We start from the raw sequence: 21,158 nt of genomic DNA, 5'->3' as shown, positions 1-21,158 counted from the left end.
TGTTTTGGAAAGCCACCCCGCAGGCTGCGCGGTCGGCGAACTCCACAACAACCTAACAGGGAAAGGAAGAATGGGACGGATGCAGATGGAACTGCACACCGGCATCGACCTGGCGGTGGCCCTGATCCAGCAGGACAACCTGCCGGATCTGCTTAACACCGCCACACGACAGTTGGAAAACACCTTCGGCCTGACCCGCTGCTGGGCTCTCGAACTCGACCTCAGTGGTCGAACCCTGCACTGCAGCGGCCTCGACGGACTGGGCGAATTCGACTGCGGCGACTTCAGCCACCCCTTTGCCCACGTGCTGCAAACCGGCAAAGCCCGGGAACTGACCCGTGCCGCCAGCTACCGCCTGGATCATGGCGGCTTCCAGGCCCTGTTCGATGCCAGTGACCGCCCGCGGTCGCTCTGGCTCGAACCCTTGAAGGGCGATGATGGCCGAACCCTCGGTGTGCTCGTGCTTTGCCGGGATGAACCCGACTGGCAAGGGATTACCGGCCAGCCCCTGTATTCGGGTCTCCGGCAGCTACTCGTTCATCAATGGATCAGCCAGCTACAAAGCCGCGACCAGATCTGGCAGCGCCGCCTGTTGAAGCGCTCCCTGGACCACCTGAATGACGCCGAAACGGTCCGCACCCGCTGCCAACAGCTGGCGCGAACACTGGTAGGCAACTCCGAGGCGATAACCCGGCTGCGGGGGCAGATCGTGAGGGCTGCCGGCAGCCAGTTGTCGGTGTTGGTGCAGGGCGAAACCGGTTGCGGCAAGGATGTGGTGGCCCGCGGTATTCATGAACTGTCCGACCGGGCCGAGGGCCCCATGGTTGTGGTCAACTGCGCCGCTATCCCCGAAACCCTGCTGGAAAGCGAACTCTTTGGCCATACCAAAGGCGCATTCTCGGGTGCGGACAGCGACAAACAGGGCCTCCTGGCCCAGGCCGATGGCGGTACCCTGTTCCTGGACGAGATCGGCGACATGCCCATGGCCCTTCAGTCGAAGCTGCTCCGGGTGCTGGAAAGCCGGCAGTTCCGTCCACTGGGCGCCCGGGAAGAACAGCGCTCGGATTTTCGCCTGGTGGCAGCAACCCACCAGCCGTTGCAGACGGGTATTGAAGAGGGCCGCTTCCGGCGCGACCTGTTTTACCGTCTGAGCCAGTTCCCGCTGCGAATCACCCCCTTGCGGGAACGGCCCGACGACCTCGAAGCCCTGAGCCGTCACTTTATCCGGCTGTACACCCAACGTGAGGGTGCTGGCCCCATGGGCATTTCCAGTCACGCCCTGCACCTTCTGGCGGGTTACCACTTTCCCGGCAACGTTCGGGAATTGCGCAACATCATAGAACTGGCGTGCCTTCAGACCCCTGGCGGCGATGATATCCAGCCGGAAGTCCTCAGGCTCAATGATCTTTTCGGCGAACCCGGCGCCTGGAATCGCCCACCCTGCCATGTCGAAGACGGCGGCGCCGTAGACATGCCTGCCGTGGACGAGATCCGGGATCTGAAAGCGGCATCCCAGGCCTTTGAAGCGGCAATAATCCGTGAACGCCTGCGCCAGTATGGTGGCAACCGCGCCCAGGCGGCAGAAAGCCTGGGCTTGCCCAAGCGCACCCTGGCTCATAAATGTCTGAAATATCAGGTATCGGATTCATGATTTCCCGGACAGTCCCTTTGCCCACCCGGTTGCTCATCGCACTGCTGCCGGTTTTCCTGTTGCCGCAGGCCATGGCCGGTCAGCTTGATCAGGCCAGGCTCTGCACAACCGAGCCTCAGCGGCTTGAGCGGCTGGCCTGTTTTGACGAGGTTTTCGGTACGCCGCTGGCGGAACCCTCAGCCGAACGCTCCGCACCCGATGCCCGGCGATCCGAACGCTGGCGCCAGGCCTACGCCGGCCTGGACCAGCGCAATGGCGGCACCGAGGTGGTTTACCGGGATACCGGGCGGCTCGCAGGCCAACTGGTGACGGTTCCGGCGCTGGGCGTGCAACCTCCCAGGCCGCTGCTGGCTCTCCAATGCCATAACAACATTACGGAACTCACCCTGATGCTGCCGGAAGCTCTCAGTGAGGAGCGGGTGCAACTGGGGTTCGGACTGGGGCAGGCCATATGGCGGGTGCGGGATAACGGGTTTGTACTCAGCGGCGGTCGGGGGTTGCCGGCTATTCGAACGGTGAAAGCCATGATCAACAGCAGCGAGGCACGCATCGAATCCACCAACAGTCGCATCGCTGGCCTGCTGTTTGACCTCTCCGGATTCCGCGTCGCGATCCAACCCTTACGAGACGCTTGCGGCTGGTAAATGCAGGCAGAACCAGAACAGTCAGGACAGCACCATGCAGATCATTGAACAGCATCCCTATGTTGACCAGGTCGTTTCAACGCTGCCTGGTGAATCGCCCGTGGGCGAGGCACTCAGAGACGATGCAACGCTCGAGTTCCTGGAAAACGAGGTCATGAAGGTTGGCTCGCTGGCCCATACCGATATCGACTGGAGCAAGGTCGAAAGCGACGCCCTGAGCATTCTTTCGGACCGGAGCAAAGATCTGAAAGTACTGGGCTTTCTGCTGATTTCCCTGCAACGCGGTGGTGATGGCGAACGGTTCGCCCTGTCACTGTACCTGCTGCATCGGGTTCTGGAGGCCTGGTGGGAGCAGGCCTGGCCCTACCCCGGAGAAAGTGGCAAGCGGGCCCGCAGGATGATGTTCACCCAGATGCTCCAGCGCGCCGGCAAGAGCGTGGATAACCTCGCGTTTGATGGCAGCGTCGGCGACGGTCGGGAGTTCTGCCTTGAGCTCCTGGACAGGCTCTCGGAGCAGGCGATCAGCCGGGAGTTGCCTGACGATTCACTGGTGGATCTGAAACGGTCAATCACCAAGCTGCCGAAGGTAAACGACGCCACGGCAGCGCCGGAGCGGCCGGAATCCTCGCCCGCCTCATCGCCCACCGATCCGCTGCCGGCCGGCGGTGCGCAGGACAACAAACCGGCAAAGGCGGCGGCATCGCTGGGGTCGCTGACCCTCGACCCGGGTAACGAGCGGGCTACCCGCCAAAGCCTGCTAAAGGTGGCCGATATGCTCACCGAAACGGATCCGGACCAGCCCCTCGGCTATCAGCTGCGTCGTCATGCCATCTGGCACGGCATTACCGCGGTGCCACCGACCCGGGACGGGCAGCGCACGGATCTTGCGGCTGTCAGTGCGGATCGCGTGGCGGACTACCGCGAAGCGCTGGAAAAAAAACCGGATCTGGAGCTTTTGCAACGGATTGAGCAAAGCCTGTCAGTCAGCCCGTTCTGGCTGGACGGGCACTGGTTAAGCGCCCGGACGGCGATGGCGCTGGGCAATACCGCCTGTGCCGAGGCTATCCGGGTTGCGGTCAAGGCCTATCTGGAACGGCTGCCCCAGTTGCCTGAACTTACCTTCAATGACGGAACCCCGTTTTTGTCCACGGAGGCTGAGGAGTGGCTCTGGAGCGCCCCGGCCAGTGGCGGAACCGGCAGTGCCGCCAATGCCTGGGAGCAGGCCTATGACAAGGCCAGGGAACTGGTCGCCCAGCGGGGCCTGGCGGAGGCAATGCAGCTTCTGGAAGACGGGTTGCAAGAGGCACGGGAACCGAGAGATCAGTTCTACTGGCGTCTCGCCAGTGCCCGGTTGCTGAAAGATGCCGGCTTCAAAGCACTGGCCGCGCAGCAGATTAAGGACCTGCAAGCGCAGGTCAACGGGCGGGCTCTTGAGGACTGGGAACCCGCCCTGATCAGGCAGCTTGAAAAGCTGGGCTGATTCCCGGAACACACCAAGGACTAACAGCAGGAATGGATACCATGTGGAGATACGCATTACTCATTGGCCGTCGGCTTCTGCCCTTCATACGCAGTGCTGGCCCGGTTGTACTGGTGCTGGGACTGATAGCGCTGGTGGTGGCCACCTGGTGGCTGGGGCCGAGCTGGGAGATCGATGGCGGATTCCCCCTGGCACCCTGGCAGACTCGGGCTCTGGTGACACTGGGCGTGGTGTTGGTCATGGCCATGATGTGGGGCCTGGCGCTGGCGCGCCGGCTTAGGAAAGTGAATGTCGCCAAGGCGGAAGAGCAGCGCGAGCAGGAAGACCCGATTCTTCCGCTGGAGCGCAAGCAGCAGCGACTGCTGGATCGCCAGCTGGCCGCCCTGAAAAGCAACCTGCCGGGTCGCAAGGGGCTGTACCGTTTGCCCTGGTATCTGGTGATGGGGCTTGAGGGCGCTGGTAAAACAAGTCTCATCCAGCGCTCTGGCCAGACCTACACCCTGACCAACGTGACCCGCAACCATCGTTCCGACCGGAATGCCTTCGGCTTTGACTGGTGGATCGGCGATGACGGTGTGCTGATCGATCCGGACGGCGAGCTGCTCAGCCAGAACCAGGGAGAAGGCTCTTCGGCCGATCTTCAGCACCGGCTCTGGACGCATTTTATCCAGTGGCTTGAGCGGAACCGGCCACAACGGCCGCTGAACGGCGTGGTATTGGCGGTGGATCTGGCCAGCCTGAGCATGGCCAACGCCGGACAGCGCCAGGCCCAGGCGATTCTTCTGCGCACCCGACTGCGCGAATTGATGGAACAGATTGGCTCGCGCCTGCCGGTGTATGTGTCGTTCACCAAAATGGACCTGCTCTATGGCTTCGGCCCGTTTGTGAGCACCCTGGGCAAACAGGAAAAAGAGCAGGCGCTGGGCTTTACCTTCGAGCTGGACGGAGGGCTGGACCACGACGATTGGCTGACCGAGTTTTCCGACAGCTTCGCCGGCCTCGTGACCAGACTGAGCGACCGCCTGCCCGATGTGCTGGCCAGCACCCGGGACGCCGAAGACCGTGCCGCGGCCTATTCGTTCACCCGCCAACTGGCTGGCCTGGGGCCGGTGCTGGAGCAGTTTCTAACCGACCTGCTCTCGGCCGACGCGTTCTCCACCCCGGCCCTGGTGCGGGGCACCTACTTCACCTCGGTGTATCAGGAGGGGGTGCCGGAAGATGCTTTCGTGACGGCCGCCGCTGCCAATTATGAGGTGGCAGCGCCGATCCAGCCGGCCCAGCGAGCCGGCCAGTCAGCCAGCCTGTTCACCCGGACGCTGTTTACCAGGGTTATCTATCCGGAAGCCGGCCTGGCCGGCGACAACCGCCGGGTAATCCGAAGCCGCCGGCGGCGGGCAGCGGTGGCGGCGATGATCGCCGTGTGCGCCGGGGCCGGCATGACCGCCGGATGGCAGCACTATTTCATCAAGAACGCGGAAGCGGCCACCGCCGTGGAAACCCGGGTCGAGAGCTTCCTCAACAATTGGCAGCCGGTGGGTTATGAGCCGGATGTGACCGGAAGTAACCTGCTGCAGCCACTGGACGAGCTGCGGGAGGCCACCCTGGCGTTTGGCAATCACCGCAAACAGTGGCCGCTGATCAGCGATATGGGGCTATACCAGGGCCATAAGGTCGGCCCGGAAGTGGAGGCGTCCTACCTTGACATGCTGGCCTATCAATACCTTCCGGCGCTGATGTTAGGCGTGATGGGCGAGATGGGCCAGGCCCCCGATGACGGCATGGCAAGGCTGGACCACCTGCGGGTGCTGAGGATGCTGTATGACGCCAGCGGCCGCCGTAGCGATATTGTCGAAAACTACATGCAGGCGTACTGGCAGCAAAGGTTCCCGGGCCAGAGTGACATGCAGCAGCGACTGATGGCGCACCTGGAATACGCCATGGCCCACACCGATCTGGCCCGGATGGCTGGTAATGGGGATGTCACGGCCGATTTGGCACTGGCGCCTTTCCGCAGCAGTGTGCAGTGGGCCCAGCACGAACTGGGGCGAATTCCGACGCCGGAGCGGGTTTACCGGGATCTGGAAACCGAGGCCGGGAGAGAATTCCAGGCACCGCTGGACATTGCCCGCGCCTCAGGGCCGGCCTTCAGTGCGGTTTTCACCCGGGTGGATGAGTTTGGTGAGCCGGTGCCGGAAGCACTGCCCACCGAACAGGACCCGTTGCGTGTTCCCGCACTCCTGACCCGCGAAGGCCTGGAGAAATGGTTCATGAAGGAGTCCGGCTCGGTAACCGAACTGGCACTGATTGATGCCTGGGTACTGGGGCGCCGGGAGGACGTCAATTTCAGTGAGGCGGATGAGGCGGAACTCCGGACCAGCCTGCAAACCCTGTATGCTGAGCACTATGCCGATGCGTGGCGCTCGGTACTCGCGGGAGTGGACATACACCGGTTTGAGGATCTCAATCATGGGGTCCGGTTGCTGGAAAGCCTCACCAGCGGGCATGAGCCACTGGCCCGGCTGCTGGAGCTGGTGCGCCGGAATACCCGGCTGATACCGGCGGCCGAGGGCGAAACTGCGGCGGCGAGGGAACTGCTTGAGCAGTCGCCCCACTTTCGCATGCTGCAGGAAATCGAGCGACAGTTCGCGGACCTGAACCAGCTCACCCGCAAACAGGGTGATCAGCCCAATGGCCTGGACCAGATTATGGTGGTTGTGGGTGAGCTGCACGAGTACATGCGCAACATCCAGGAGGCTCCGGACACGGGCAAGGCGGCCCTGAACGCCGCCCGGGCACGTATGGGGCTGCAGGGCGCAGATCCGATTTTCACCCTCAGGCGCATGGCCGATAACCAGCCCCAGCCCCTCAACCGGTTGCTTGACCGGCTGGCCTCCGAAAGCTGGCGTGTGGTGCTGGACCAGGCGGTTGCCCAACTCGAGCGGCAGTGGTACCGGGAGGTGTACCAGCCATTTCAGCAGAATCTGGCCCGGCATTACCCGTTTAACCCCGACGCCGGCCGGGACGTGGCGCTGCAGGACTTTGAGCGGTTCTTTGCCCCGGACGGCATTCTGGAGACGTTCTACAAAGAAAACCTGAAGCTGTTCCTGGAAGATCACCCGGAGCAGGTTGGCGATGCGCGCCGGGCGGGGCTGGTGCGCGGAGATGTTCTGGCGTCTCTGGAAAAGGCCGACAGGATTCGCCGGGCGTACTTTACCCGCAGTGGCACCCTGGACGTGGAGTTCGCCCTGGAGCCACTCAACCTGTCCGCCAACAAGCGCCGAAGCGTGGTGAATCTGGATGGCCAGCTGGTGGAATTCAGCCACGGACCGGGCCAGAGCATTCCCCTGGTGTGGCCCAACACCCTGAGGGATTCGGTGGAAAGCCGGGTCACCCTGGTGCCGGTGCAGGTGAACCGCTCGCCGCGCAGCATTTCCGAGACTGGCCCCTGGGCCCTGTTCAGGCTGCTGGACAAGGCCGATATCACGGGTGTCAGCAGCAGCGCCATTGACGTGCGCTTCCAGGTGGACGATGGCAGCATGCGCTATCGCCTGCATGCGGCCAGTAACACCAACCCGTTCACACAGGAGCTGCTGGCAGGGTACCGTTTACCCCGTAGCTTGTATTAGACTAGTCTGGCCTTGGTGCGAGCGGGATGTTTTCGCCAGGGCCGCGCCTTGTTTAGTGCGACTTCGTACAGGATCGTGCGAAGCCCCGATATTTTTCTTCTTCAGGGATCGAAGACATGCCCCAGGCAAGCGGACTGCAGTTCACCGCCACTATTGGCGATTTCCCCTCTGATCACTTCTCCGTTGTCGGCTTTGCGTTGACCGAACGGCTGTCTGAGCTGTTCCATGGTCGCCTGGAACTGGCCAGTACGGATCCGTCGGTGGCGGCGCCGGACATTCTGGAACAGCCGGTGGACCTCGTCGTCTGGCAGGACGGCACAGCTCTTCGCCGATTCACCGGTGTGGTCCGTGAATTCGCCCGGGGCGACACCGGCCACCGCCGCACCCGCTATGAGGTGGTCATCCAGCCGCCGCTCTGGCGCCTGGGCCTGATGCACAACAGCCGCATCTTCCAGACGCAACGCACCGACGCCATCGTGCGCACCCTGCTCGAAGAGCGGGGCATCATCGACACCACCTTTGACCTGAAACGCCCCCCGCAAGAACGGGAATACGGCGTCCAGCATCGGGAAAGCGATCTCGCGTTCATCGAACGCCTGGCCGCCGAGGAAGGCTGGCACTACCGCTACCAGCACGGAGCGGTGGAGGGCAGCGAACCCCCGGCCCTGGTGTTTGCCGACCACCACGGCGATGCCCCGACCCTGGACCCGGTCACCTGCAACACCAAGGCCGGCGGCAGCACCCGGCAGCCCTGTGTCTACCGTTTCCGCTACCAGGAACGGGTCAGCGTGGCCTCGGTGGCCCTCAAGGACTACACCTTCAAAAACCCCGCCTACGCCCTGATGCACCAACAGGCCGGGGCCGGACTGTCGCACCGGGAGGATTACCAGCACTACGATTACCCGGGCCGCTTCAAACAGGACGCCAGCGGCCAGCCCTTCACCGACACCCGGCTGGACGCCCTGCGCAACGACGCCAGCACCGCCACCGGCGAGAGCAACCGCCCGGACTTCATCCCCGGTGCCAAAGTCGCCCTGACCGACCACAGCAGCGACCCCCTCAACCGGGACTGGCTGCTCACCGCCATCACCCACACCGGCACCCAGCCCCAGGCGTTGGAAGAAGAAGGCGGCAGCGAGCCGACCACCTACCGCAACCACTTCAACGCCATCCCGGCGGACCGCACCTGGCGCCCCCGGTGCAATCACAAACCCGTGATGGACGGCCCGCAGATGGCCCTGGTGACCGGCCCGGAAGGCGAAGAGATCCACTGTGACGCCTTTGGCCGGGTGAAAGTCAGGTTCCCCTGGGACCGATACTCAAAGAACGACGAACACAGCAGCGCCTGGCTGAGAGTCAGCCAGGGCTGGGCTGGTGGCCAGTATGGCTTTACCGCCTTGCCCAGGATTGGCCATGAGGTCATCGTTAGCTTCCTGGACGGCGACCCGGACCAGCCGATCATCACCGGCCGCACCCATCACGCCACCAACACACCGCCCTATGCGCTGCCGGAACATAAAACCCGCACCACATTAAAAACCAAGACCCACAAGGGCGAGGGCAGCAACGAACTGCGGTTTGAGGACGAAGCGGATCAGGAGCAGATCTACGTGCACGCCCAGAAAGACCTGGACCTGCTCACCGAACACAACCGCACCGAGGTGATCCGGAACGACAGCCACCTGACGGTGGAAAACAACCGCTTCAGCCACACCAAAGGCAACAGCCACCACACCGTGGATGGCGAAAAGCGCGAACAAACCGGCAAGGACCACAGCTTTCACGTCTCGGGCACCTTGCACCTTAAGGCTGGCAACGCCTGGCTCAGCGAGTCCGGCACGGAATTACACATCAAGGCCGGTCAAAAGGTCGTGATTGAAGCGGGTGCGGGAATCACCCTCAAGGCTGGCGGCAGTTTTGTGAAAATTGATCCCAGTGGCGTGGCCATGGGTGGGGCGAGTATCAAGATGAATGCGGGTGGTGCGCCGGGTAAGGGGAGTGGGCAGAAGGTGCAGGTGCCGGAGCGGCCGGGGTTGGTTAATGGCGGCGTCTCTACACGGCCCGCTGCCCTCGCCACGATCGGCCAGAGAACTAATGCGCAACCGGATGCCCAGGTTCGTGCACTGCAGGAAGGCAAAGCCCTGACCTTAATTTGCGAGGCCGACAAGAACACATCGGGAGATGGGTCCGATGCTTGATGTTTTCAAAGCGCCTTCAAAAGCCAGCACGGAACTTCAGGACATGCATTTCAACTATGTCCTGCTGGATGGCAGCAAACGCGGAGAGGCGGAACGCTGGCTGTACGAGCTTGTCGACACACCGGACTATCGTAATCTGTTTGATGGTACTGAGTGGGCATCGCTTCGCGCCGTTTCACCCATAGTGGTGCGTACTGAACGGGGCAACCCGTTGCTTGAGCGGCTGTCTCTGGAGGGCAATTCGCTGGAGTGGGGCTACGCGATCGCCAGCGATGAACCTTTGGACGCGTTAGCTGATCACCTACGCCGGTTCATTACGGTACGCCATCCTTTGGGATACGACGTCATGTTGCGGTTCGCCGACCCTACCGTAGCACGGGTCCTGTTGGCTGCTTCCGGTGATGGCGGGGTGCCCGACTACGGGTCTCCTTTTGCTGCGGCAAAGCTACCGGACGCCTTATGGGATGGCTGGCATCTTCATACACGCCCGCATTGGTTGCCAGAGGTTGGCGTTGGAAGGCACACGGGGGGTAGAGCTTCATCTCGGCTGGATGAACTCACCCTCAACGCTTTAACGGACACGGACCGACGGGCAACGCTGGTCAAATTGATGCAGCACCTTGAGACCTATTTCCCGAGTAGAGTTGCGTCGAACGCAAGGCAGACTGTGATAAGGGACCTTCGGGCCATCATGGAGCGGGCGGTGGCCCATGGCTATGAATCGCTACAGGCCTTGCTTCACTGGTGTACCGTGTATGGGTATCAGGGAGCGTTGTCGCTGTGGGAAACGGCAGCCCCGAACGTTTATGACCTTCTTCATCGGTGGCCAGGAACGGCCGCTGAAGCTCAGGCGAGAGAAGCGGCGATGATCGCCATGTCCTCGGCGGAAACCCAAGTGCAAGGAGAGCCTATCCATGGGTAAGCAACTCACTAACCCCATAGTCGCCGCTGACCGCGCAAGCCTGGCAAGCACCACGGCTCAAGGCGCTTGCCCTTTGACCCGGACCGATATTCAGTTGATCCCGGTACGATACGCTTATGCCGATGAGGCGGCGGAACACCCCTCATTGGAGCCCCGGTTCAACCTCGAATTTCAGCCAATTGGCATCCGCCAGATACGGGATGGCTACCTGTACCTGTTCCATTCCGATGCGCCCGACATTCTGCATGAATACGAAGTCAAAGACGGCGGCGCGGTCAGCAAGCGTTTATGGCAAGGTAATGAAGCCGCCCAGGATCAGCGTACCGGAACCCCCGATACTCCGGCTATCGTGGTGCCTCGCCGTGGGCACGTCGATGCGTTTTTCTCGTCCACGCAGCTGACCGCGAAAAAGTGCAGCATGCTTATTCGCTGGGAGGATTATCGTCGCCAGGTGATGCAGCGGGTGAGCTTGTCTGGCTATTGCCCCATCAAGGGCAAGCCCCAGTTGTTGAGCAAGACAAGTCTGGAATCGCTGCTGACTCACCCGGCCGAGCAAGCCGTGCCCATGGATGGGAAAGCCCATCTACCCTCCTGGTATTGGGCACAAAACACATTGGATAAAGGTTCTGAGCCGTTCGCCCATCGATTGGCGGCCTATGATCTGGACCATGCGTATCTCGTAGTTGATGACCTTATGGGTCACATCGACGACCTGCTGGATGCCTGGGCCATCGTGGATACCAACCATAACGCATGGCTGGAGGCAGAGGACGCGAAATACTACCCGGCACGCTTCATCAGCGATCTGATTCGATTGGATGACGAGCGAGTAGCCGAGTTGGCCCGCGCGTTTTCGAAGCAGGTTGAAGATGACGATGCCAAGGACCTGTTTGAAAAGGTTGCCCGGGGAAGCCGGGTCCAACATGCCCAGTTGAAAGAGCTGATCGAAGATTTCCCGGAATATCAGCGTAGCGCCCGAAAAGTCGCCGGCCCCAGCACCTATAACTATATGCCGTCGGACCATGAGCGGGTCACCAGAATGCGGGACGGCAGTGACGCGCTGGCAACGGACTTGGGACTTTCGCAGCGCGAATTGCTCAGTATCGTCGAATCCATGTCCGACTATCAGTCCAACCTTGTTGACGGCTCCGATTTTAGTGGCGAGCAAGGTATTGCGGATCTGGTGAAACTCGACGAGATGAATGTCTATCTCGAACAGGCTCAGCATCAGCTATCGACATTCTCCGACGAAAAACGGCGGATTGTCACGGATATCCAGTCGTTGTTGGCTACGTTTTACCTGCATGGTCACCTGTATGACCGGGAAAGTGACAGCAGCTACATGGCGTTGTTGACCCTGGACAACGCCTTGATGACAGTACTGACGGAATGGGCGCAATCGTCAGGTGATTTCTCCTTTTTGAAGCGATTCTACTTTGAGGAAATCGGACACCAGCATTTGATCTCCCTGGACCTGAAGCCCGAGATCATCCCGGGCGCGCTAAAGGACCTAATCGACGGCTTGAAAGCCATTATGAATGCCAGGCAAGCGCCCGCGGCCTACAAGGAATGGGTTCAGCTGGTTGAACAGAGCGCCTATTTGCAATATCCGTCTCTTTCGGAGGGCGCTGCTGCACAACTCAGCCACCACCTGGCCCAGCTCAACATTACCGGTCGATTGGCGTTGTTTGAGTTGGTGCAAGCGGCGGATGCCGCCGATCTGCATGGCCGCCTGAAGCAAGTGTTTGAGCGGATGGACCCCGGGCTGCGGGCCCACATCTTCGAGAACCAGAGGCTGTACCAGATTGACCTGGAGATTGCCGATGCCGACAGCCTAACCAGGCATGAATCTCTTGTGAAGGAAATTGAACGGCTGGCCACGCTGCGTGAGGAGGTTCTGAACCAGGAAAGCCGCCTTCAGCAGCGGCACAGTGAGGCCACTACCCGAGACCGACGCCGATACAAACGAGAGTATGATGAACAGATCCGGGCCATCCGTGCTCAAAAGAACGAGCTGACGCATCAGCTCCGCGAACGAGGCTTTCAACTGATAGATACGTCCCCGCTTGAGGGGGAAAACCACAGCGGAGCCCTTCTGATCGGCGGGTTAACCCGAACCGCCTATGGCCGTGCGGTGCAATCAGAAGTCGATGAATTGAAACGCCTGAGAGACCGCGGTGGGCTCACACGGATGATGGATTATGGCCGGGGTATGATCCACGGACAGGACACTCTGGATTTGCCGAAACGCATTGGCGGCATGGGATTGGTGTCGTTTATGGGAATGGTTGGGGCTGTCGGTGCTTGGGATGCATTTAACAAGTGGGATAAAGATGGCAGCACAGAGGAACTGTTGACCTTTGCGAGCAGCGCTGCCGGAACGATTGGTGCGGCAGCTAGTATCTTGACTATCGTTGGCAGTGCCCGCCTGAACTATTACTACCTGGCCATTTCTCAGGCGGATGAGGTTTTGACACGGTTGGCTCGGATGAATGTGTGGGGTGGGACCGTTGCGGCTTGGGCTGGGTTTCTGTCAGCGGGTGCCGACTGGTTTAAGCAACTCGCTGTAATGGTTAGGTCTGGAAGCAATAACGGAACCCGGACAGGGGCTGGTGTCACTTTAGTCGGTGATAGCATGCTGGCTTATGGAAGTTGGAAAATGGCAAAAACAGGGACTGTTGGCCTGTTTCACCGATTGGTGGACGCACGGGGTGTTGTCTGGAAGCCGGAAAATGGCAAATTGCTTAGCTGGAAAGCGAGCAATGGGAAGATGCTGGACTTGGCCGGAGGTCTATTTCGGGGCCTGAACGCCTGGCTCTGGGTGGGTACGATTCTGGTCTGTATTGGCAACTGGGTACAAAGTTATTTCAAACGTACAGACGTGCAGCGATGGTGCGAACAAAGTATCTGGGGTAACGCTAACAATGGCTGGGAAGCCGATCAGCAACGCCACGAACTGGCTAAAGCCATTTATAAGCCCATTGCGTTGGTGAAGGCAGAACGGGCTGCGTTGAACGGACGCACCAGCTACTGCGCTTTTCGCCTGGAGTTGCCCGGACTGAGTTCACTGCAATCCGATAATATGGAATGGGCGATACTGAGGCAGGAGGGAACCGTCTGGGCCCCCGACCAGAATTATTGGAATCAAGCGATTACGGTTAAAAGTCTGGGGGCGGCCGGTGTTGCTTTGGAGTTGTACTTAACTGAAGTGGATCTGGAGACAGCTGACGGTTTTTATCTGGCCTTCCGTTACAAGGCGGTCAATTCTTCCAACTGGTTACCAGAAATGGATAAGGCATATCACTACAAACTCATTTTGCATGAGCCGGGCAATCTGCCGAGCGTTGGAGCTAATGAGAGGAAAGAGTGGCAGCCGGTAAAAGCACTGGACAGCCCGGACCATCGATTGAGTTCATTGATCACCACCTACCATGCCCTAGCAAAAGAACCTAAGACATCTTGAATATGACTACAGTCAATGAAAAAAATCCATCATCCAAGCCAAGCTGGGAGCCAGGGGCACGCCGGACGATCAGGGATAGTCGCATACTGGCCTTGAGTCCCGAGCCCATCATGACCGGAGAGCGGGCGGTCGACGTCAACGCCTGGATTCGGAGAAAAACTGACAGTTGGCTGGATTTGCAGGGCGGTAATATATTGTTTGGCGCCGAGTTTGCGTTGATGTTTTTGAGCCTCACTATTCTGGTGATGATGGGGGGGCTGGCTATGATGGTGGATTTCTATATCGGACATCGTAGATTAAATTGGGATCCGGTGCTTTTCTTGGGGGGTATGAATTTATTGATTACCGTTCCCTGGGGGCTGTACATGCATTTCCTGGGTAACAAAGCCGTTAAAGAGACACCACCAGTGAGGTTCAATCGACAGCGTCGAGAAGTGGCCATTCCGCGCTGGACGGAAGGAAAGGAGTTCAAACTGCCTTTTTGGAATGATAGTGCTGGCGGTGTCGCATACATAACTTATATTGGCACTATAGCCGCTGTAATTGTCCCTTTTACGTTGGAAGGCGAGACGGCGGAATATGTCCGATGGTTGGTAACTATATTTGCCACGGCATTAGCGGTCGAAACTTTGGTTTTGGGCGCCTACCTTTATATAGCCCTCCGCCTAAAGAAAAAACGCGACCCGAAACTCGTCTACGAAATCTACCCCTGGGAAAAACTGGTCGCCTACATCGAAACCCGTCAGGACATCGGCCCCGGCCTGATGGCCACACATACGGTACTCACCCTGGCAATTCCGAAGCCAGACGACCCGGAATCGGCCCTGGCCGCTGCAAGCATCAACGTCGGGCATGAAACGGCCGGCCTGGCCCAATGGGAGTGTATTCGCCAGTTCATGGAGAACGGCCCCGAGGCCTGTCCGGACCCGAAAGAAGATGAAACCCTGGCCCACTACAAAGCCAAATGCCGCCAGGCCCGCAAAGAGATGTCCGTCTTGCCCTGGCTGGGCAAGAAAGTGGGGGACTGGTTCTTCCAGCGATACCTGGCCCACATCATCACCGAACGCCGCATCAAGACCCTCGCCCTGAAAAGCCTGCCAGACGACTTGAACGCCTGGTCCGCGCCCTTGCCCAAGGAGCAGTGGGCCAAGCCATCCGAGGCACTTCAGGGCCTGAATCAACAACTCACCTTCGCTTATGAGCGGGGCCTGAAGTTTACCCAGATGGGACCTGTTTCCGAATGGCAAGCGGGTCGTGAGGAAAAACGACAACAAAAGCGGGGGAGAGGTCGATTCCGGGCTTGAGTGCCTGGGGCAATGACGCCAAGGGTTGGGATACGAATCAGCAGCGCCATGAACTGGCCAAGGTCATTTACCAACCCACTCTGTCAGTGAAGGCAGAACAATCCGCGTTGGATGGGCGCACAAGTTATTGCGCCTTCCGCCTGGAATTGCCCGGGCTGAGTTCGCTGGAAGTAGATAACATGGAATGGGCAATTCTGCGGCAGGAAGGGACGGCCTGGGATCCTGATCACGACTACTGGAATCAGGCCTTTACTACCACGAACATGGGCGCGGCGGGTGTTGCCTTGGAGCTGTCCCTGACCGGAGCCGACCTGGATACGGCCGGTGGGTTCTATTTGGCCTTCCGTTACAAGGCAGCCAATTCCCCCAACTGGTTACCAGAGACAGACAAGGCGTACCACTACAGGCTGACCTTGCACGAGCAGGGTAATGTGCCGATGGTCGGAGCCAACGAAACGAAGCAATGGCAAGCCGTAACACCACTGGAAGCACCGGACACTCGATTGACCGCGTTGATTATCAAATATCATACGCTTATAAGTGACCCCACTAAGTCGTGACTATGACCAAAGACAACGAGAATCCGTCATCAACACAGACATCGCGTGAATCCGATTGGGAAGCCGGAGTGCGCCGCACGACAAAAGATGGTCGGTTACTGGCCCTGAGTCCGAAACCGGTAACGACAGGAGCGCGGGCGGTGGACGTGAATTCCTGGATTCGACGAAAAACCGAAGGGTGGCTGGATTTACAGCATGGTAACCTTTTGTTTGGGGCCGAATTTGCGTTGATGTTTTTGAGTCTCACCGTTCTCGTGATGATGGGTGGGCTCGCTATGACAGTGGACTATTATCTTGGGCACAATGAATTCACTTGGATACCATTGCTCGGTTTGGGGGGGATGAATTTGTTGATTACGGTCCCGTGGGGACTGTACATGCATTTCCTGGGCAACAAGGCGGTGAAGGAAACGCCTCCGGTGAGACTGAACCGACAGCGCCGGGAAGTGGCTTTGCCGCGCTGGACGGAAGGCAAGGAGTTCAAACTGCCGCTGTGGAATGACACAGTTGCTGGGTTTACGTACATTGGGGTGTTGTTCACCATAGGATGGGCTCTGACCCCGTTTATGAATGAATACTCGTCCACTGAGTACAGAAATTCATTGGTTTTGGAAGGGTTGGTGTTACTGGGCATAGAGCTTTTGGTCATCGGCACCTATCTATGTTTTGCCCTCCGCCTAAAGAAAAAATACGACCCCAAACTCGTCTACGAAATCTACCCCTGGGAAAAACTGGTCGCCTACATCGAAACCCGTCAGGACATCGGCCCCGGCCTGATGGCCACACATACGGTACTCACCCTGGCAATTCCGAAGCCAGACGACCCGGAATCGGCCCTGGCCGCTGCAAGCATCAACGTCGGGCATGAAACGGCCGGCCTGGCCCAATGGGAGTGTATTCGCCAGTTCATGGAGAACGGCCCCGAGGCCTGTCCGGACCCGAAAGAAGATGAAACCCTGGCCCACTACAAAGCCAAATGCCGCCAGGCCCGCAAAGAGATGTCCGTCTTGCCCTGGCTGGGCAAGAAAGTGGGGGACTGGTTCTTCCAGCGATACCTGGCCCACATCATCACCGAACGCCGCATCAAGACCCTCGCCCTGAAAAGCCTGCCAGACGACTTGAACGCCTGGTCCGCGCCCTTGCCCAAGGAGCAGTGGGCCAAGCCATCCGAGGCACTTCAGGGCCTGAATCAACAACTCACCTTCGCTTATGAGCGGGGCCTGAAGTTTACCCAGATGGGACCTGTTTCCGAATGGCAAGCGGGTCGTGAGGAAAAACGACAACAAAAGCGGGGGAGAGGTCGATTCCGGGCTTGAGTGCCTGGGGCGCCGTCTTCTGTCTCGTTCTCTGGAGGAGCCGAAGTGAGTAGAACATTGAAAAGGAGTTCTGCGTGAGATCAATCCTGCTGCTAATGTCGGTCTGTCTAATTCCTCTCTCGGCATCCGCCGGCGTCTACAAATGGGTGGATGCCAATGGCCAGACCCACTTTGGCGATCGACCGCCCGCGCAGGCGGCCTCCAGTGAAGTGACAGTTGATGCCAAGCCGGCAGAGGTGGATGCAACGGCGCGTCAACGCCACCAGAAAATGACCGAATTCGTGGAGCAGCAACAGGCGGAACGCCAAGCCCCACTTCATCAAAGTGCTGCAGCGGGAACAGATCGGCTCGTGGAAGGAGCGCCAGGATCTGGAGCCTGAACTGAACACCTGGATTCGCCAGTACGTGGCCGACCAGGAAAACCCGCCGGCGGAAGTTCGCAGCCGTCGCCCCCTCCGTGCGGCCCAGGTGACCGTTTCCGACGTGGACGGTGATCCGGGCTGGTACTAGGTGTCCTTGGCCGTGCGTCCGCACTTCAAGTACATGGGTGCCAACTTCGAACCGCACTGGTTGGCCGGCTGGGAAAGGACTGATCCGTGTTCCCGCACCCGCCAGCGACGGATCGCAGGCCGGAACCGGCCGGTCAGAGCATGGGAGAGGTCACCCATGTGGTCGAGTCCATCAAGCGCCACCTGTTGCGCCTGCTGGACTTCAACGACGCCACCCTGGGGACCCACGATCTGAGCGTTCAGACCCGCGGCGCGATCCGGCAGTGCATTGAAAAGTTCGAACCCAGGGTGAGGCGGGTGGATGTGGTCAATCTGCCCCAGGGGCCCGACCCGCTGCAGCTGCGGTTTCAGGTGACGGTCTATCTGCGAGTGGGTTCGGAAGACGACAAGACACCATTGATTTGTTATTGGACGACAAGCGCTACTACAGAGTGATGTAGATAGTTTGCAAGCAAGGATGAGAGCAGGGGGCGGGAGGCGCTCCCGTCCTCTGCTCGGAGCCAGACTGGGTGCAGCAGTTATGAAGTTGAATCGATTCTACAGGGACGAATTAAGTTTTCTGCGGCTCCAGAGCCGGGAATTCGCGGATGCTCACCCGCTTCCTGTCCGAGCAGAGCACCGACACGGATGTGGAACGACTTCTGGAAGGCTTCGCCTTCCTGACCGACAAGCTGCGGGAAAAGGTGGAAGACGAATTCCCGGAGATCACCCACTCACTGCTGAATATGCTATGGCCGAACTACCTGAGGCCGGTCCCGATCTGCACCATCATGCGCTTCCATGGTTACGAAGTTAACGCCATGGATGAGAGGGATCTTGCACGCATCAACACGGTGGTCCGAGTCGAGAACAATCTTGTTGCAATGCTGGACAGCGCCTCATTGATTATCACAATGCGTCCAGTACGTATCACCCGGACGCCAACACGCCGGGGGCTCAGAACGGCTCGGGAGATTCTGGCAGAGGCACCCGAGGCGCTGATCGAACAGCCTCTGACCAACGGTAAGGCCTTATACATAGCCATGCCGCCCAGCCAAACCTTTGAGACCTTCTTCGGGCAAGAAGCCGTGACAACCCATGAATTACTGATCAGGGCTCAATGGTGGGCCTCTGTTGCGATTGACGGCATCGGTGAGACTCTCGTGGTCCCTGCGCCAGAACTTCATGATCGCACGGCCTTTAATCGGGATACCCACGGCGAGCCGGACTTCACTGAAACCGGCCAATTGTTCTGGGCGAATGAGCGAAGTCATAGACCGGATGAGACGATATGAACGCCACTTTAAAAGATGCGGGCTGCGCCTCGACAGCCTACCGAAGCAACCGCAAAACACACGAACCAGCAGAAGATCATCAGCAGAGTGCTGTTTTCCGTAAAAGCTGGACTATGGGAAAACCGTTATCTAAAGGTAAGCTATCCGGCGTTTATCCGACCCATTTTCTGGAAACCTGGGGACCCAAAGAGGTCCGGGAGGATGAAGAGAATCTTCGTCGATTTAGGGCCGAGGCAGAAGCCGGAGGCGAGTCGTTCAATCCAGTGGGCTGGATTGATGCGGAGAGTATCCGTTACGCCACCCTGCCCAAGGTAAGTTGGGCATTACTTTGGATGCAGCACGGTGGACGTATTCTGTTCACCTGGTTATTGCCGGTTTGGGGACTGGCGATGGCGTTCCTTTGGACTCAGGAGCATGATCACGTGACTTTCCATGAGTTCTTCTGGGACGGCATTTTCCCCTTCCTTGCCTATTTCTTCCTCCCCATGCTCATGTGCTGGGGCATCGGCGGTTTCCTCGAGAAGAAATACCCCAAGGTGGTTTACCAGGAGCCCAAAGGCCCCCTTTGGGAGCTCAATCGCCGCACCGGCATGGTGACCCTGTTCAAGGATCCGGAGAAGGAAGGCCAGTCCGGTGAAGTCCGCGGTCAGGCCCCGTTTCATGAATGGGACGGATACCTGCTCAGCCTGCCGGATCATCAGGGGAACATCTGGTACCGATTGGTACTTGTCCATAAAACCCGAGAGTGGGCGTTGCCCATGAACCAGTTGTTGGCCGTAACGACTAACCGTGCAGATGTGCTCGCCTACTGGGATCTGGTCCGGCAGTACATGGATGTGTCCAAGCCGTTGCCGGACATTCCCCTGTTTGAGGCATGGCGCCACCTGGACCCTACGACCCGAGCCTATGATGAGAAAAACGGTCGAGACCCACATTACTGGCGCAACATGAGCGAGGAAGAATACGAGGCTTACAAGCGCCGGAACTGGACCGATCTAAACAATAGTTCGTTCTAGATAACTGGACGATCCCTGAAAACCCGGTCCTGAGGCACCTGCAGAGGGAGTATGAGCGCGTTGAAATCCGTCACAGGGTAAAAGTCTTTCACTGACATTCACGTTTGATGTCTGGCAACGAGACGCAGAGGAATAGGAGGCGCAGGAAGTGACCCATACGATGGAGGGCCTGGACGTTGAGTGGCAGCAATAATCAGCGAGATTCGATGAGCAACTACCAAGACACGGCGTTTCAGTCAGATAATATTCCGAAACAACCGGTTCTTGAAAACCCGGGTAGCTTCGCAAAATCACTGGAAGGAAGCGATCTGATTGAGAGGTTGCCTTGGGGACGCTATAGCAATTTTAATATTCATGTGCGCCCAAAATATGTGGAACCCCATCAATCCCGAAAGCAGAATGGCAGTCGGTTACCGGAAGGGCGCGCTTGGACGCACAAGCAGAAACCTAAAGATCTAATTAAAACTCGTTGGCAGCTTCTTTTAATGGTTGCCGGGGCCTTTGCAGATTATTCAATTTTCGGCTTTTTTTTCGTATGTAATTTTCTCGCAGCAATAATTGTTGGGGTTTTAGATGGTTGGACTGCATTCACGCCATTTTTTGAAATAGCTGCCTGGATGATTGGCCTCCACCTCTTATTCCGCTACCCCTTCACCTGGTTCCTGGAGCGTAACCCCGACTTCATCGTCAAAGACCTGGGCTGCGGCTTCTTCCGTCCCACGGGAATGGTCAAATTCCGCACCTGGCGGGAGGAAACCTTTGAGGCGCCGTTTATCGAGTTCGACCCCTACATCTCCTACCACGTTCAGCCCAAAGGTCCTGTGAGCTACAAGCTACAGCTTCGCCACTGCTACAGCGGCTGGCAAACGGCTGTTGCCGAAGTGCACAGCACACAGAAAGTGGAACTCTACGCCCACTGGGACGAACTTCAGCGCTATATGGACGTCAGCCAGCCCCTGCCGGATATCCCGGCCCTGGAACCCTACCGCCATCTGGATCCCACCACCGCGGAGTACGACGCGGCGGGCAAACGCCAACGGCCTGCCGATTATTGGGCCACGCTGGATCTTGAATGGTGGGAGCAAGAGGGCTATCACGCCCATATGGAAAAAATCCGGAATTTCCCCTGGCATACGCTGGAAGACCAGATGCAGTACAGCGTGCCGAATCTGAACGAGGCGGCGATGGCGTAGGC

General features: G+C 58.9%; 14 protein-coding genes and 2 pseudogenes. All 16 read left to right on the top strand.

Translation table 11 applies throughout. The annotated features are described in order from the left end of the window. Positions 1-79: 79 nt before the first annotated feature. The 16 genes and pseudogenes from msub_RS14615 to msub_RS21610 all read left to right on the top strand — a co-directional run bounded on the left by msub_RS14615 (position 80) and on the right by msub_RS21610 (position 21,156). Complete coding sequence (locus msub_RS14615; protein WP_048496688.1) at positions 80-1,651, top strand: sigma-54-dependent Fis family transcriptional regulator; 1,572 nt, start codon at positions 80-82, stop codon at positions 1,649-1,651. Then, positions 1,648-2,295 (top strand): type VI secretion system-associated protein VasI, encoded by a 648-nt coding sequence (gene vasI, locus msub_RS14610; RefSeq protein ID WP_048496687.1) that lies wholly within the window; start codon positions 1,648-1,650, stop codon positions 2,293-2,295. The genes msub_RS14615 and vasI overlap by 4 nt, the downstream gene beginning before the upstream one ends. A 34-nt stretch (positions 2,296-2,329) precedes the next feature. Continuing rightward, on the top strand, positions 2,330-3,775 hold the full coding sequence (gene tssA, locus msub_RS14605; RefSeq protein WP_048496686.1) for a type VI secretion system protein TssA: 1,446 nt from the start codon (positions 2,330-2,332) through the stop codon (positions 3,773-3,775). Between the two features lie 32 nt (positions 3,776-3,807). Further along, positions 3,808-7,401, top strand: a complete 3,594-nt coding sequence (gene tssM / locus msub_RS14600; RefSeq protein WP_048496685.1) for a type VI secretion system membrane subunit TssM — start codon at positions 3,808-3,810, stop codon at positions 7,399-7,401. Positions 7,402-7,517: 116 nt separating this feature from the next. Next, the gene (locus tag msub_RS14595) at positions 7,518-9,599 is read left to right on the top strand and encodes a type VI secretion system Vgr family protein (RefSeq protein WP_048496684.1); all 2,082 of its coding nucleotides are present in this window, start codon (positions 7,518-7,520) and stop codon (positions 9,597-9,599) included. After that, positions 9,592-10,521, top strand: a complete 930-nt coding sequence (locus msub_RS14590; RefSeq protein WP_197083845.1) for a DUF4123 domain-containing protein — start codon at positions 9,592-9,594, stop codon at positions 10,519-10,521. The genes msub_RS14595 and msub_RS14590 overlap by 8 nt, the downstream gene beginning before the upstream one ends. Beyond that, positions 10,514-13,984 carry a toxin VasX gene (locus msub_RS14585; RefSeq protein ID WP_156182778.1) on the top strand — a complete coding sequence of 1,157 codons (3,471 nt, stop codon included), beginning with the start codon at positions 10,514-10,516 and terminating at the stop codon, positions 13,982-13,984. Before msub_RS14590 ends, msub_RS14585 begins: the two co-directional genes overlap by 8 nt. 110 nt (positions 13,985-14,094) lie before the next feature. Next, positions 14,095-15,288 (top strand): hypothetical protein, encoded by a 1,194-nt coding sequence (locus msub_RS14580; RefSeq protein ID WP_048496681.1) that lies wholly within the window; start codon positions 14,095-14,097, stop codon positions 15,286-15,288. Further along, complete coding sequence (locus tag msub_RS14575) at positions 15,285-15,848, top strand: hypothetical protein (protein ID WP_048496680.1); 564 nt, start codon at positions 15,285-15,287, stop codon at positions 15,846-15,848. Before msub_RS14580 ends, msub_RS14575 begins: the two co-directional genes overlap by 4 nt. 2 nt (positions 15,849-15,850) lie before the next feature. Continuing rightward, positions 15,851-17,164 (top strand): hypothetical protein, encoded by a 1,314-nt coding sequence (locus tag msub_RS14570; protein ID WP_156182777.1) that lies wholly within the window; start codon positions 15,851-15,853, stop codon positions 17,162-17,164. A 95-nt stretch (positions 17,165-17,259) separates the two neighbouring features. Then, positions 17,260-17,544: a DUF4124 domain-containing protein gene (locus msub_RS21230; protein WP_082146562.1), complete on the top strand. Its 285-nt coding sequence runs from the start codon at positions 17,260-17,262 to the stop codon at positions 17,542-17,544. Beyond that, a pseudogene (locus tag msub_RS14565) lies at positions 17,465-17,757 on the top strand (type VI secretion system contractile sheath large subunit); the annotation flags it as partial. The gene msub_RS21230 and the pseudogene msub_RS14565, both read left to right, overlap by 80 nt. 3 nt (positions 17,758-17,760) lie before the next feature. Next, positions 17,761-18,113 (top strand): annotated as a pseudogene (gene tssE / locus msub_RS14560) (type VI secretion system baseplate subunit TssE). 147 nt (positions 18,114-18,260) lie between these two features. After that, positions 18,261-18,947 carry a type VI secretion system baseplate subunit TssF gene (locus tag msub_RS22575; RefSeq protein WP_048496677.1) on the top strand — a complete coding sequence of 229 codons (687 nt, stop codon included), beginning with the start codon at positions 18,261-18,263 and terminating at the stop codon, positions 18,945-18,947. Then, positions 18,944-19,963, top strand: a complete 1,020-nt coding sequence (locus msub_RS14550) for a hypothetical protein (protein WP_048496676.1) — start codon at positions 18,944-18,946, stop codon at positions 19,961-19,963. Before msub_RS22575 ends, msub_RS14550 begins: the two co-directional genes overlap by 4 nt. A 206-nt stretch (positions 19,964-20,169) precedes the next feature. Further along, the gene (locus tag msub_RS21610; protein ID WP_156182776.1) at positions 20,170-21,156 is read left to right on the top strand and encodes a hypothetical protein; all 987 of its coding nucleotides are present in this window, start codon (positions 20,170-20,172) and stop codon (positions 21,154-21,156) included. The last annotated feature ends 2 nt before the right edge of the window (positions 21,157-21,158 follow it).

The sequence above is a fragment of the Marinobacter subterrani genome (assembly GCF_001045555.1).
Classification (GTDB): domain Bacteria; phylum Pseudomonadota; class Gammaproteobacteria; order Pseudomonadales; family Oleiphilaceae; genus Marinobacter; species Marinobacter subterrani.
Note: the sequence above shows the minus strand (reverse complement) of the source record. Positions and strands in the feature narration are given on the sequence as shown.

Coding starts and splice junctions, on each gene's coding strand:
- msub_RS14615 (WP_048496688.1), top strand. CDS start 80: ATGCAGATGGAACTGCACACCGGCATCGACCTGGCGGTGGCCCTGATC.
- vasI (WP_048496687.1), top strand. CDS start 1,648: ATGATTTCCCGGACAGTCCCTTTGCCCACCCGGTTGCTCATCGCACTG.
- tssA (WP_048496686.1), top strand. CDS start 2,330: ATGCAGATCATTGAACAGCATCCCTATGTTGACCAGGTCGTTTCAACG.
- tssM (WP_048496685.1), top strand. CDS start 3,808: ATGGATACCATGTGGAGATACGCATTACTCATTGGCCGTCGGCTTCTG.
- msub_RS14595 (WP_048496684.1), top strand. CDS start 7,518: ATGCCCCAGGCAAGCGGACTGCAGTTCACCGCCACTATTGGCGATTTC.
- msub_RS14590 (WP_197083845.1), top strand. CDS start 9,592: ATGCTTGATGTTTTCAAAGCGCCTTCAAAAGCCAGCACGGAACTTCAG.
- msub_RS14585 (WP_156182778.1), top strand. CDS start 10,514: ATGGGTAAGCAACTCACTAACCCCATAGTCGCCGCTGACCGCGCAAGC.
- msub_RS14580 (WP_048496681.1), top strand. CDS start 14,095: ATGACCGGAGAGCGGGCGGTCGACGTCAACGCCTGGATTCGGAGAAAA.
- msub_RS14570 (WP_156182777.1), top strand. CDS start 15,851: ATGACCAAAGACAACGAGAATCCGTCATCAACACAGACATCGCGTGAA.
- msub_RS21230 (WP_082146562.1), top strand. CDS start 17,260: ATGTCGGTCTGTCTAATTCCTCTCTCGGCATCCGCCGGCGTCTACAAA.
- msub_RS22575 (WP_048496677.1), top strand. CDS start 18,261: ATGCTCACCCGCTTCCTGTCCGAGCAGAGCACCGACACGGATGTGGAA.
- msub_RS14550 (WP_048496676.1), top strand. CDS start 18,944: ATGAACGCCACTTTAAAAGATGCGGGCTGCGCCTCGACAGCCTACCGA.
- msub_RS21610 (WP_156182776.1), top strand. CDS start 20,170: ATGAGCAACTACCAAGACACGGCGTTTCAGTCAGATAATATTCCGAAA.